The sequence below is a fragment of the Catenulispora sp. GAS73 genome (genome assembly GCF_041262085.1).
GTDB lineage: Bacteria > Actinomycetota > Actinomycetes > Streptomycetales > Catenulisporaceae > Catenulispora.
In genome coordinates this window covers 46572-59308 of sequence record NZ_JBGCCM010000029.1, presented here as the reverse complement: position 1 = coordinate 59308, position 12737 = coordinate 46572, and the positions used below count along the sequence as shown (strand labels likewise).

At 62.5% G+C, this 12737-nt stretch carries 12 protein-coding genes and 1 pseudogene; 6 read left to right on the top strand and 7 right to left on the bottom strand.

The window, feature by feature from the left end:
• From ABH935_RS35660 to ABH935_RS35645, 4 genes are all read right to left on the bottom strand, one after another.
• Nucleotides 1-1323 (bottom strand): PP2C family protein-serine/threonine phosphatase, encoded by a 1323-nt coding sequence (locus ABH935_RS35660; protein WP_370382376.1) that lies wholly within the window; start codon nucleotides 1321-1323, stop codon nucleotides 1-3.
• A gap of 99 nt (nucleotides 1324-1422) precedes the next feature.
• Nucleotides 1423-2256, bottom strand: a complete 834-nt coding sequence (locus tag ABH935_RS35655) for an Fpg/Nei family DNA glycosylase (RefSeq protein ID WP_370382375.1) — start codon at nucleotides 2254-2256, stop codon at nucleotides 1423-1425.
• Between the two features lie 655 nt (nucleotides 2257-2911).
• The gene (locus tag ABH935_RS35650; RefSeq protein WP_370382374.1) at nucleotides 2912-3151 is read right to left on the bottom strand and encodes a hypothetical protein; all 240 of its coding nucleotides are present in this window, start codon (nucleotides 3149-3151) and stop codon (nucleotides 2912-2914) included.
• A 270-nt stretch (nucleotides 3152-3421) separates the two neighbouring features.
• Nucleotides 3422-4084, bottom strand: coding sequence for a lecithin retinol acyltransferase family protein (locus ABH935_RS35645; protein ID WP_370382373.1), 663 nt, complete (start codon nucleotides 4082-4084; stop codon nucleotides 3422-3424).
• 200 nt (nucleotides 4085-4284) lie between these two features.
• Here ABH935_RS35645 and ABH935_RS35640 point away from each other — a divergent pair, with 200 nt between their 5' ends.
• The 3 genes from ABH935_RS35640 (at nucleotide 4285) to ABH935_RS35630 (ending at nucleotide 6016) form a co-directional block, all read left to right on the top strand.
• Entirely contained in the window at nucleotides 4285-4512 is a 228-nt protein-coding gene (locus tag ABH935_RS35640) for a hypothetical protein (protein ID WP_370382372.1), read from the top strand.
• Nucleotides 4513-5034: 522 nt separating this feature from the next.
• Nucleotides 5035-5397: a hypothetical protein gene (locus ABH935_RS35635; RefSeq protein WP_370382371.1), complete on the top strand. Its 363-nt coding sequence runs from the start codon at nucleotides 5035-5037 to the stop codon at nucleotides 5395-5397.
• Between the two features lie 40 nt (nucleotides 5398-5437).
• Nucleotides 5438-6016 (top strand): hypothetical protein, encoded by a 579-nt coding sequence (locus ABH935_RS35630; RefSeq protein WP_370382370.1) that lies wholly within the window; start codon nucleotides 5438-5440, stop codon nucleotides 6014-6016.
• 56 nt (nucleotides 6017-6072) lie between these two features.
• Here ABH935_RS35630 and ABH935_RS35625 read toward each other — a convergent pair whose 3' ends face one another.
• On the bottom strand, nucleotides 6073-6924 hold the full coding sequence (locus ABH935_RS35625) for a helix-turn-helix domain-containing protein (RefSeq protein WP_370382369.1): 852 nt from the start codon (nucleotides 6922-6924) through the stop codon (nucleotides 6073-6075).
• Nucleotides 6925-7053: 129 nt separating this feature from the next.
• Between ABH935_RS35625 and ABH935_RS35620 the strand changes: the two are divergent.
• From ABH935_RS35620 to ABH935_RS35610, 3 genes and pseudogenes are all read left to right on the top strand, one after another.
• Nucleotides 7054-7332: pseudogene (locus ABH935_RS35620) on the top strand (DUF3892 domain-containing protein).
• A gap of 134 nt (nucleotides 7333-7466) precedes the next feature.
• Nucleotides 7467-8756 (top strand): hypothetical protein, encoded by a 1290-nt coding sequence (locus tag ABH935_RS35615; protein WP_370382368.1) that lies wholly within the window; start codon nucleotides 7467-7469, stop codon nucleotides 8754-8756.
• A complete protein-coding gene (locus tag ABH935_RS35610) occupies nucleotides 8753-9145 on the top strand; it encodes a hypothetical protein (protein WP_370382367.1) in 393 nt (130 codons plus the stop codon). Before ABH935_RS35615 ends, ABH935_RS35610 begins: the two co-directional genes overlap by 4 nt.
• Nucleotides 9146-9190: 45 nt before the next feature.
• Here the strand turns inward: ABH935_RS35610 and ABH935_RS35605 are convergent, their stop codons facing one another.
• Both ABH935_RS35605 and ABH935_RS35600 read right to left on the bottom strand, forming a co-directional pair.
• Entirely contained in the window at nucleotides 9191-10597 is a 1407-nt protein-coding gene (locus ABH935_RS35605) for a hypothetical protein (RefSeq protein WP_370382366.1), read from the bottom strand.
• A complete protein-coding gene (locus ABH935_RS35600; RefSeq protein ID WP_370382365.1) occupies nucleotides 10597-12699 on the bottom strand; it encodes a helicase HerA domain-containing protein in 2103 nt (700 codons plus the stop codon). The genes ABH935_RS35605 and ABH935_RS35600 overlap by 1 nt, the downstream gene beginning before the upstream one ends.
• Between the last annotated feature and the right edge of the window lie 38 nt (nucleotides 12700-12737).

Here is a 12737-nt window from a genome sequence, read left to right as displayed (position 1 = left end):
CTACGTGCGCCAGACCACCACGAGGGCGCGGTCGTCCTTGACGTTGGGGGCCACTTCGTTGATGAGGCGGTCGGCGCCGCCGGTGAAGCCGGTGGTGAGGCGGGTTTCGGCGGCGCCGAGGAGGCGGTCCAGGCCTTCGTCGAGGTCGCGGCCGGGGCGTTCTACGAGGCCGTCGGTGAACAGGAGGAGGGCGTCGCCTCGGTCGAGGCAGCCTTCGGTGGCGGGGAATTCTGCGTCGTCGAGGATGCCCAGGAGGGGGCCTTCGGCTTCTTCGGTGGACCAGCGGCCGGTTTTCGCCGTCAGGCGGGCGATCGGGGGGTGGCCTGCGCTGTGGAAGCGGTAGTGGCCGGTTTCCAGTTCGACGACGAGGTGGACGGCGGTGGCGAAGCCTTCGTCCCAGTCCTGGCGCAGGAGGTACTTGTTCGCCGCGGCCAGGAAGTCGCGGGAGGGGACGGTGCCCAGGAGGCCGCCGAAGGCTCCCGAGAGCAGGAGTGCTCGGGTGCCCGCTGCCAGGCCCTTGCCGCTGACGTCGACGAGGCCGAGTTCGAGGGTCTGGCCTTGGGTGGGGGGTTCGTCGGAGTCAGGAGCCGGTGCGGCGTGGGAGCCGGGGTCGGGATCGGAGGCGACGGCCGTCTGTGCGGAACCGGCGATCTGGCTCGCAGCCCCTGACGCGCCCGGCATGCTGCTCGTCCCGATCGCGGTCGCCGCAAGCTCGGGGCGCCGCTGCGCCGGGAACGCCGGGTGCGAGAGCGCGGCGATGAGGAAGTCGCCGGCGAACGACTGGCCGCCGGCCGACCGGATCGCCATGTCGACGTGCCAGTCGGCCGGCAGGCGCGGCACCAGGCCTTGCGCTCGCAGGCGTTCCCGCAGGTCCAGCAGCATCGCCTCGCCGCGGGTGCCCTGCACGCCGAGCCGGAGCCGTGAGCGGGACGTCAGTATCACCAGAGCGGCGGTGGCGAAGACGGCCAGCGCTGAGCCGAAGGCCACGCCGGCACGCTCGCGGTGCCAGGACACGGCCATCAGGACCGCGATGCAGATCACCAGCAGGAGCAACTGCCCGCGCAGCTTCATCAGCAGGCCGCCGGCCAGCACCGGTAGGGCCAGCATCGCCGGGGTCCAGGCCTCGGGGAACGCCACGGTCAGCATCCCGAAGCCGACCGCCACCATCCCGAGCGCGGGCAGCAGGTACAGGTCCGAGGCCATGGCGTGATCGGTCAGCCAGCGACCGGTCCTGCCCTCGGCGAGTCGGCCGCCGGCGAAACGCCGGCGCCGCTTGGTGGCCGTGCGTCTGCCGGACTGCCCATTCCCCGAGTCCGCGGTCATGCGCGAACCATATCGGGAGTACGGCCCCTTCGTCACCCTGCGAACACCGACTCGTCACGGTACGCGGTCGATCATCGGGTTCGAAGATCCTTTTAGCCCTCAGGCTGCGGCCTTCTGACAAGTGGGACACCAGAAGAGATTCCGATCGCGCACTCCGGCCGTCGCCACCGGCGTGCCGCACACCAGACACGGCTGGCCGTTGCGGCGGTAGACGTACACCTCGCCGCCGTGATCGTCCTTGCGGGGCGGACGCCCCATCGCCTCCGGCGTGTGCTGCGGCCAGACGGTGTCGATGCGGCCGATCCGGGCGCCCTCGGCCATCAGGACCACCAGATCGTCCCACATCCCGTCCCACTGCTCGCGGGTGAGGTCGCGGCCCTTGCGGTAGGGGTCGAGTCCGGCGCGGAACAGCACCTCGGCACGATAGACGTTGCCCACGCCGGAGAGCACCGGCTGCTCCATCAGCAGCTCGGCGATGGTCAGGGAGCTGGCCGAGATCTTGCGCCAGGCCAGCTCCGGGTCGGCGTCGGCGCGCAGCGGGTCCGGGCCCAGGCGGCGCAGCATGGCGGTGCGCTCGTCGGGGCCGTACAGGTCGCACGCCGAGGCCCCGCGCAGGTCGGCGTGGCCGGACTTGCCCACCATCCGCAGCCGCACCTGGCCCACCACCGGGCCGGGCGGTTCCTCCGCGACGTGGAACTTGCCGTACAAACCCAGGTGGACGTGGATCCAACGATCGGGGCCGAAGCCGATGAACAAATGCTTCCCGTGCGCCTCGGAGCCGGCATACGGGAGATCTGCCACCAGCCGCGCACCGGCCTCAAAACGCCCCTGCGGGCTGCTGACCTCGGACAACGGCGATTCAGAGGTATGTTCGGGGGTGAAGACCGAGTCGAGTTTGCCGGCAAGACGGTGAATCACGTGACCTTCGGGCATACCTAAGGACACTACCCGTCCCCACTGACACTCGATCGCGACGAAGGCGGCAGCCTGATGACCATTGAGAGCCTCGGCCGCAAGGGCGGCCCCAAGCCCGGAGACCTCGGCGCGACACCGCGCCACAGCCGACGTCCGCAGCCGGAGACGAGGGGTCTGCCCACCGCGCGCCCCAAGCCGGCGCCGCCACGGACGCCTCCGGGTATGGGAGAAGCGCGACGGGCCGTCCCGGCCCCGCCGACGCCGAGGGATCAGGGACAACAGGGGCCGCAGGCACAGCAGGGACAACAAGGACAGGGACAGGGGCAAGCTCAGGGCCGGGCACCGGGAGCAGGACCGGCATCACCGGCCCAAGCGCAAGCCCAAGCCCAAACGCAGACCCAGGCCCGCCTCGGCGACGGAAAGCCAGCCAGGCCTCCTGAAGCCCAGACCACCCGGGACCGAGGCCCCGGACAGGCGCCGGGCCAGCAGAAACCACGCGGTCGCGGCGACGCAAAGACAGAGAACCGCGGAGAACGCTCCCTCTACGACGGCGGCTCCCCCTCCGCGAACCGCCTCGGTCCGGCGAAGGCAATGCGCGCGCGAGACGTTTCACGACCGCGGGACTGGTGATGGGGGACACGGAGAACTACGGCGAAGGCCCGGGACCGTCAGGTCACCGGGCCTTCCGCGTCATGTCGGAGTCACCGAGGCCCTTGCACACCACCCAAAACAGGTAAAACGCCTGCTGGAACGTGCTGCAACCTGGCCAGAGAGTCTTGAACCCGTTGAGCAACGCGCAGTTCGGATTTGCCGCACAGCTCCGCAGCTTCCAGACGACAAAGTGGACGAGCTCGTCCGTGGGTGGGAGGCCGGCAGAAGCGTTGCTGAGCTGGCTGTTCAGTTCGGTATCCACCGTTCCACTGTCGGCAGGCACCTGAAGAGTCGGGGGATCGACACACGGGAGACTCGGTTCAGCTCTGGCGACCTCAAGCAGGCCGTTGAGCTCTACCAATCTGGTCGGACGCTCGTGCAGGTTGCACTGGAGTTCGGCACGACCAAGAAGACGATCCGGAAGCGGTTGGCGGACGCAGGAGTCGTGATCCGGAGGGGCGGCCGGAGCGGTATGCCTGTGGCTGGAGAAGCTCTGGACTGAACCCGCTCTCACGCCCCTGGCTGTGGCACGTCACGTCGATTCCGGCTCGCCTGTCTGAGCGTCACGTGCTCTTGCCTGCTGGTACGCTCGCCATTTCGGACCCATGTGTTTCCAGAACCGGCGGATATGCCAGTTATACATAAATACAGGGATGACTCCGAGCGCAGTGAAGGCAACGGCGAAGATAGCCAATGGCCACGTCAGCGGCCTGTTTCGCCGGCTGCGGTACCCGATGTACAGCAACAGGACCTCTCCGAGCACAGCCTTGATCCGAAAGTACCAACGGACCTGGTGGCTCTCGGTGTATCCGCCAGCGACGCAAAAGTTGGCCATGTGCTCGCAGTTGTTCCCGATGAGGTTGTACCGATTGCGCCGCGGCTCGTGGTTCGCCAGCAGCCACTCTGCGGCCTCTATGATCGCTTCACTGCTGGCGGCCTCAGGGAGTTGCTGTACGAAACGCTCTGGCTTGCCATGCTCGACAACTCGGGCAGTGCCATCACGCTCGAACTCGGCCAGTGTGACGGCTCCGATCGTGGCGTTAGGTTTGTCGAGAATCCGGCCACCAAACTGGATCACACGGTCGTCAGAAATGTAAACGCCGTGATGCATGTAGCCAATACGACGTACCGCAAGGTGGTCACCCGGCTCGAAGCGGCCAGATGAGGCGCTGCTGAGATCATCGTTCTGCTTCATGGAGAGACCCACCTGCGTATGGGAAGCGGAGCCTCCAAGGCTACCCGCCTCCACGCGTACAGCGGCCTATGGTTCCAGCCTCGTAGAGTCAGTCGGTAGTGGATCACCGAAAACTGTCAGTGCCGCTCGCTACGCTTGAACAAGATCGTTACTCAATTCTAGATCTTCGATCCACTCGCTGAACAAAAAAGAGGTGTCCCATGAATGCGGACGAGATACGTGAGATCATCTCCGAGGAACTTCGCCACATCCCGCGCGGCGACCGAGGTTCAGCCCAGAACGTACTGCGCTCGACCTACAAGATCACGCGTGCACATAGCTTGAAGCCAGGCAGCGAGGTGCCTGACTCGCCGGACCTGGTGATGGAGCATGCGGTTGCGTCAGTGCGAATCCAGTATCCGGACTTCGAGCCGACGCTGGAGTCCTGAGGCCTCTACGCTGCGGACCTACAAGGGGGCCTCCTTTCGACAGCGCGCCGCCCAAAGAGGGGTTCCTACCTACCGCCGCCTCGGTTTCCCCTCCCGTATCCACCGGTCAGCAAGGTTAAGGACAAGGGAGCGAGTTCGGCGGACGAACTCATCGGCGGTGAGGTTTGGGTCTGGCGTACCGTTTGGTAGGCCGCTACAGATCTTGGAGAGCCAACGCTTGAGTTCAGGTTCTGGGTACGCCAGTAGTTCGTCGAGTTCTAGGGAAATCTCTCGGAAGTCGTTGGCCGTGAATGACCAGCGCAGAGAGCCGAGGAAGATAACTTCCTGCCACGTTGGGTACTGCTCCCACATCCCTTCCATGAGGGCTGCGGGCTTCAGGGTAGTCAAGGGGTTTGAGTTTAGCTAATGATTCTCTTGCCATGTCCGAGGCATTTACTCACAACATCTAGGCCGCGTCAATCCCCTCTTGCACTTCATCCCTACTTCCTCTTAAATAAGGAGGATAAACAGCAGGAGGGTCGTATGGAAGCACAACAGTCGAGCACAGAACCACAAGCTCCAGCCGCAATCGCCGAAGCTGAAGAAGCCACAAAGGTCTTCGCACCACGGATTCCCGTCAGCATGCGTGAACAAGTAGAGGCAATACAGAACCTCACCGGCCAGAACGTAAACGAAGTCGGTGTTGAAGCTATCGGCATGTGGATCACAGCCAAGCTTGCAGACGAGACCCTTGGAGCCCAAGCTATGGCCGAAATAGAAGCCGAACAGCGTCGACTCGATGAACGCCGGGTTTCCCTTGCGGGAGTACTTGGGCAACGAGCTTCAGCTACAAGCGTAACAGCTGAAACTGAAGTCTCGAAACCAAAGGGTAAGCGTAGAGTGTGATCAGACATGGACCCAAGTTGAGACCATAGGAGCCGAAGTAGTGAGCAGCAAGAAAGATCACGTGCAGCAAACGTTTCTTCAAATCGGCGATGAGTTTCTACTGCAATACCTGTTGTGCGCGCACAATCAGCTGAAAGGCAAGCTCGTGACGTCGCGCCTGTTCTCCATGGGACACAGCCTCGAGGTTTACTTGAAGGCGGCGCTCATCAACGATGACGGGAAGACCCCGAAGGGGCACGACGTGCCTGCCCTGATCGAGCAATTCGACGCTTCGCTCAGCCTAAACGCGGAGGAACAAGCAGTTGGTGATGCACTCTTTAGCCCGGCGCTATCGAACTTCGATCTGACACTCTTCGAGCAGCATCGGGAAGCGCTAGAATTGTATCAAGCTGAGCGCTTCCTGCGCGATCTAAAATACTCTCTAAACCTGGACAACGAGGCTTTGCATCCAGTGCACGTCTCGCTTCAGCCCATCAACTTGCGATACCTGTCGATGGTCCACCAACTGCGATCCTCAATCGAGGCTAAAACTGAACGCCACGACCGTGAACTTCGCGAGGCTATTTCAGCCATTGGATTCGATGTGAACCCGGCGGATCTCGTGTTAGGTGACTCCTAGACCAGGCCAATACCCGCCCTAAAAATCATCGAAGAGCGCCAAGCGCTACCTTGTGCTCAAGTGGCTGACCCTGTAAGCCGGAGGTTAATAAGCCTGAACTTCATTGCACCTGGACTTACCTTAAACGTCCGAGCCAGCTCCGACACTTCCCGTGTCTGGACAAACGCTTCTCGAACCATAGTCGCAGGCATAAGCAAATTAGCAGCAAAATCATTTGCCGCTCGCTCTGCCCGCCAATCGTATTCGGGATGGTTACCAGTAGCACGCTGTGAAAGGTCGTTTCCAAACTCAACGTGGAAGCGATCGAAGTGCTGCAAGAGCTTGTGGCCGAGCTCGTGAGCCAGCGTAAAACGCCGGCGCGTTTCGCTATGCCTATCATTAACCCAAATGACAGGCCCGGCTTCGAGGTCGACCATCAATCCGTCAACGTCACTGAAGTCCCAATCCTGGATCACAATGCCACATCCAGAAACTAGCTTCCGGACAGAGACCGGTGGATCCTTAACGCCAGCAGCGATGAGGAGCGCTTCAGCAGTGTCACGTGGAGAAGCTGGCGCAACCTCCCATTGAACCCTGGGTCGGGGCAACTTCTCTGCTGCCGCAGCGAACGCTTCGATCTCGTCGGCCAGCTGCCGACCATCGATGTCTTCTGCCACTGCACGCAAGAGCGCCACAACTGGTCGTCGCCGATGCGGGTCGGGTAGCAGATCCGATACTGCCACGCTCAATACTCGTGCGATCTCGACGAGATCGTCGAGGCCGACGCTCCGCCGCCCTGACTCCCAGTACGAGAGCGCGGTCGGGGTCGGTTGCCCCGTCATCCGGGCTGCAAGTTCGGCCTGCGACAAGCCGCGTTTTGCCCGAGCTGCACGGATCCGCTGGCCAACTTCTGCGGCGGTGGAACTCATTTGGGGTCTCCGAACTGGACAGCTGGACCTACCAATACGGTAAGGTCACTCAACACAACGGTAATGCAGCTGGTTGAGCTGCGCTACCGCAGTCTAGGGGCAGCCATGCCCGGATAGAGAGCGATCACCATGGCAATCCGCATGACCCACAAGCGCCTGGCTGGCGGTACCGGTCACGAGCACATCGTCCGCCTCTGGTGGGTGGACGCCGCGAATGACACCGGCGACAACTCGACAGCTGAGCTTGTCGACTGGATCTAGAACAAGTCGGGTTCGGCTTACGTCCAGGACGGCTACGGCAACCGCGTCTCTGTGGGTGTTGTGAAGCCGCAGTTCGGCGCGAAGTACCTGCGCACCCACGCCGACGGCAAGTGGACGGACAACCTGCTGGCGCTGCCGAACAAGTAGTGGCGGACTGGGGGTGAGAGGAAAGACGGGGCTGAGCCTCACCCCACCTTTGCAGCAGCGACACGTGTCTAGGCATTTATACATAACGCTCTGGATTGTCTCGAACGATCACATACTCTCCGTGGGCTACCAAGATGGATATCAGAAAGCTCCTTAAGCAGCTTCAACTTGCAGTGCGGTCCGAGCCAGCGGACGCAGGCTTGCCCTATGGCCGGACCCAGAAGCTCCCGGACGACCTACGCGCTGGCGACGGCGATGCGCTGCACGTCGGGCCTGAGATTTCCCGCCGAATCGCGGAAGTCGTCGCCGCCCTGCGCACGGATCTTCACTACGAGCACCTCTCGGGCGACGCTGATGCCGCGGTGTGGGACTTCGTGTGCCATGCAGCTGTCGAACGCGGCAAAGATCATGTGGCTGCCTTCGTCAAGGAGCATCACCTGGAGCTAGGCACTGCTACTGTGCGGTTTGGCGTAGAGCACCTCACCGTGGACCAGCAGTTCGAAGTCTTTGAGGTCACGTTCCAGCCGCTGCCAGCAGAGGACACCGACGCTGGTCGCCGCTTCCGTCTGGATGCCGCTTGTGGCTCGTTGGCATGCGTCGAGGTATCCGGCACGGATATGGACCGGATGGTCGATCGTGGGCGGGAGCGTGTACTGCATGCCCTGCGGCTACTCCGTACCAGCCTGGCCAACCAAGAGCTCTTCAACGAAGTACAGCTGCGCTTCAAGCTCGCGCAGTGGTACGCCATTGACGGAATAGGGCACGGGTTTCATCGTCACCGCGACAGTGCAGCCACCCTCGAGTTTGTCCGACCGCCCGCCGAGATGCTGGCCGGCTTTGCTCTACTGCCCATTCGCTACGACGACGCCACAGAAATTGGCCGGCAAGCGCGACTTGCTCTGAGCTGGATTGATTCGGCACGCCTCACGACCGACCCGATCCACAGGGTCGCGTTCCTTTTCTCGGCCTTGGAGTCCATGCTCGGCGACAGATCGGCCGGACTGAAGGCGCCGATGCTCGTGTACTACCGAACGCTGCTCGGACAGGTCGTCAATGGCGGCTTCCCCAGCCCGAACCGCTTGTATGAGTTCTACGACGAGGTGCGGTCGAACGCGGTGCACGGCGAGGAGGTCCCAGACTTCACTGCGAGTGAGGTGGACGGCTTGGAGTGGAGCATTCGGTCGGCGCTGACCGAGCTCTTGACGTTCAGCAGCGAACGGAACCTCTCCAAACGATCGAAGGTACGGCAGACCCTTCTGGCTACCGAACACGCCAAGCCGACGTACGACTATTTGCGGGCCACTGCACCTGAGAAGTGGTGGCGGGATTGGTCGCCCTGGGGCCCACCTGCCTCGTTTGAGGTTTCGGATGCAGAAGGTTCAGGGCGGCCCACGCGTGTCGAAGAAGGAGAGGCTTCATCGTGAGCTGGCTTACTGATGGCAGCGACATCGGGACCATGGCCACTGGCCTTTCAGCGGTAACTGCCGCAATCGTGTGGACGAAAGGCCAGGTCCGTGGTTGGAAACAGGAACGAGCTCAAAAGCAACGGCGGAACTGGCATGGCTACATCGAGCTGGGCATGGTCGATACGTGGGGAGTCCGGCTCCTCGAGGAGCCCGATGAACCGACGGCGAGGGTTGTCCTAGAGGTCGTTACCCGCGACGGAACTCCTGATGAGCACGCGGCCCATGCCATGCGTCGACGCATCAGCCAAGATGGTTGGCTCAGCCGGTCTCCCACCCCAGCAGAGTCCGACTTTCTCAAACACCTCTATCGCGAGCGAGGTTATGGCAGGGGCGAGCGGGTCGACTAGAGCTGCCACCTGGGGTTCAGGGCTCACGACGCGACTTCGACTCGGTTAGTACACCGGTGTTCGACCAAACCCGATGCTGTCTCGGTCGAGTTGCAGCCCACGCTGTGCGAGGAGGGTAAGCACGTCCCGGCCAGTACCAAGAGGCAGGGAGGCGGCCGAGTGTGCAAGGGCGAGCGGGATAACGGCGTTCGGGTACAGCCGGGTCTGGAAGCGGTCTAGCGCCTCGAGCGTCGTTCGCAGCGTTGGGTAGTTCTCAATGGCCTCACAGGGGTTAGCACCATCCGGCCCCCGCTCGTAGGGCTGCCCCGCGGGTACGCGCGGGACGGTGACCACAAGCATCTGATCGGTGCTCGTCTTGTAGAAGAATCGCCGGCCGTAGAACTCGTCCTTGCCGTAGGTATCGGCACCAGGACGGCGACGGATCTTCTCGCTGATGTACGCATTGCTCAACGTCATGACGTGCTGTGGTGGGATCTGGCTTGCCAGCGCCATCGCGTGGTCGACGAAGATCCCACTCTTCTCTATGCCTACCAGCAGTGGGACGGCGTATCCCTGCTGCTCGAGCCACCGGCACAATCGGCCCCAGTACTCAACCATGCGACGCTTCAGCGGTGCGGTTGGGCCGAAGAACGCAAGCGGCCCATCAGTGATGAAGAGGCCAACGCCGAGCGCGTTTGGCGCGTGACGCGCGAAGTTGTCGATATAGGACAGGGCAAGGAGACGCTCGGCAACGTTCATGACGCGGGTAAGGATATTTACGTTGGAACCTTCGTCTGCATACTCCTCGTGCGTCCGCAGCAGGTCGGTCGGGTAGAGAGCACCACCGCATGCTGAACACGCTGTCGGATCTATACCAACGATCTGGTTGGGGGCTTGGCAATCCGGGCAACGGCCGAGCTCGGGACGGACGTCAGCTTCCGCCTCCCCTGGTTTGCCGTGCAGTCGTAGCAGTGAGTCAACCAGAGAGTACGGGCTCCCGAAGTCGGCAATGGCCTGCCGCTTAAAGGTCTCGTACAGCTCAACGCGCCAGGACTCCACCCCCGACATGTGGGGGCGCGTGACCTGGGAGCTGGGCAGGACACTCTGTATGGTTTGGCGCGTCTGGGCCTGCTGCACCTTGCGGGCGTCCACGAGGCCATCGACCCGGGCGTTGAGGAACTCATCGACGCGGACCAGCACGCCGGCTATCTGTATGTAACCCACTCGAACGGAAGGGTACTGGCGACGTGCCTCGACCTCTTGGTCAGAACCGTCGAAGGAGATCACGAACGACGGACCTTGTTGCCGGTCAGGCTTGAGATCATCGAGCGCGACGCAACGATCCGCTATTGCCGCAGGGTCTCCAGCGTCTAGCGCGGGTGTTTCCCAACGCGACAGTGCCTCGACGATCAGAGGACTTTCGGCGGTCGGAAGGTGACCGAGGCGCGAAGCTCGTTCGTTGGAGTAGGGCATCAGCTCGCCTGCTTCGGTGGGTCGATGGTGCCCTGGCCAGATGCCTTTCGAGCGCGGTTGATCATCTCGTGGTCGAACTTGGCGATCTGGATGGGCACGATGTACTTGCCCGAGAAGGTCTTCATACGGGCAAAGCCTGGCTCTTCTGAGCGCCGGATCTCGTCGGAGAACACGGCGTAGTCGTAGTAATGCGCGAGCTCGCGGGTCTCGTAGTCAGAGTTCAGATGCGCGATCACCCAATTGTGCGTATTGGACAGGATCCGGCGATCGACCGAAGAGACCTCTTGTGTTGCATAGATGAGACCTATCTCGTACTTCGCAGACTCCTTGGACAGCCGGACCCACGGGTCCGCCTCGTTCTTGTTGGCCTTCTCCCGGTCGAAGAGTCGATGGGCCTCCTCGACTACGATCTGCATCGGAAGCGGATCTTCGTTGTTGCGGAAGCGCTTATTAGCCGAGTCCAGAAGGCCGCGAACAAGCCGCTCGGAGAGCATCGTCGCCACGCGCTCGGATCCGTATGACAGGTCAACGATGACCAGCATGCCTCGTTTGAGGTCGGCTTCTACCTGCGGAAGGAGGTTGGCTGCCGCCTTTGGGTCGTGAAAATCGGTGCTGCCCTTCAGCCGGTTAAGAATCGCCGTGCCGCCGCCGCTGCCGTCGTACGCAGCGCGTATCGCCATGAACGGCGCGCAGTCCCGCCACTTAGTGATGTCCGGGCCGGTGTACGGTTTCCGGTCCGTAGCCTTCTCAGCCGCTTGGATGTGACGGCACAACCAGTCCATGGTGCTCTTGAGCCCATCCATGGTCTTGACCGTCACGTAGCCACCACCATCCTTGGCTAGCGTCGAAGCCCCATAGTCTTGGAGGACGGTATCAGCCACTGCGCCGGCCATCTGGAACCGAATGCCGCGCCAGTTGCTCGGCACCTTGAAGCCAGCCTTGGCGAGCAGTGCGTACAGAGCGAACCGTCCGCATCGGGCCCGATTGCGCGCTCCCAGGTAGGCGGTGTCCTGATTGCCGCCCGGGTAGTCGTCAGCATCGGGGTCTTCGATCTCAGCAGCCTTGAAGGCGTGCACGTAGCCCGCTTCGAGATCCCCGATGCACTCCTCGATAAGCCCGCGTACTGCCGACAAGTGCGACTCATCGTAGAAGTTGATCGTCAGCGAGCGCTCCTGCTTGTCATCTGGGTTGGCGCGCAGCTTGTAAATCCGCACCCAATCCTCGCCAAGCAGCCTGAGGCCGGTCTTGTCCTGCTGGTTCACCGACGCGTACTCGCCCTGCGGATCAAAGATCAGCTGGCCGATTGGTTTCTTCGTTGTCTGGGAGTACTCGAAGACGGCTGTGCAAATGGTCTTGTTGGTGTTGGACTTGCCGGCTCGGGTCATGCCCAGGACGGCAGTCTTGCGCGCGATGAAGTCCGTCACGCGCACGTTGACAGGTACCTCAGCGAGGCCCGCCGCAGAAGCGCGTCTACGGGTCGCGGCAAAGCGAACGTGGCCGAGCTCTATCAGCGCCGGCGCGATCTTTCGCTCCACCTCATCCTTCGTCCGCTGCGGATACGAGGCGAGGAACTTCAAAGTCTCTGCCGACGGCGTGTAGACGAAGTAGCGGGCACCAGCGTAGACGTTGTCGACGTCCGCGCCATACTGGATGAAGGCTTGGCCGGCCACTGGCTCGGGGTAGAAGGTGCCCAGCACGTCGCACTCAAAAGCTGACATCTGGATCTGGCCCTCTGTAAGGGTGTCTAGTATCTCGGAGGGCTTCCGGTCACGAAGATCCGCATCGCGCATTGCGGCCATGCGCGTGGCCACCACTTCAGACTGGTTGGGGAGCTGGGCGACACCACGAACGCGGAGGAGGATGATCTCGTCTTCATCCAACGGCTCATCATGCTCACGATTCGGGGCCGTTGCCGCCGCCAGGAGAAACCCGTGGCGCGGCACCCCGCCAGCGTCACGCTTCAAGAGATCATCGGTGATGATGATGGCCCGCTCGTAGTCGAGGTGGTAGACGCCACCGAGCCGTCTGGCTCCCCTGAGCAAGCCGGTGAGGGGGTTCGCCTCAACAGCAGCCTGGCCGGCTATTCCCGTGAGCATGGTCATCGGCGCCTACTCCGAATCTATTCGAGCACTGCGATACC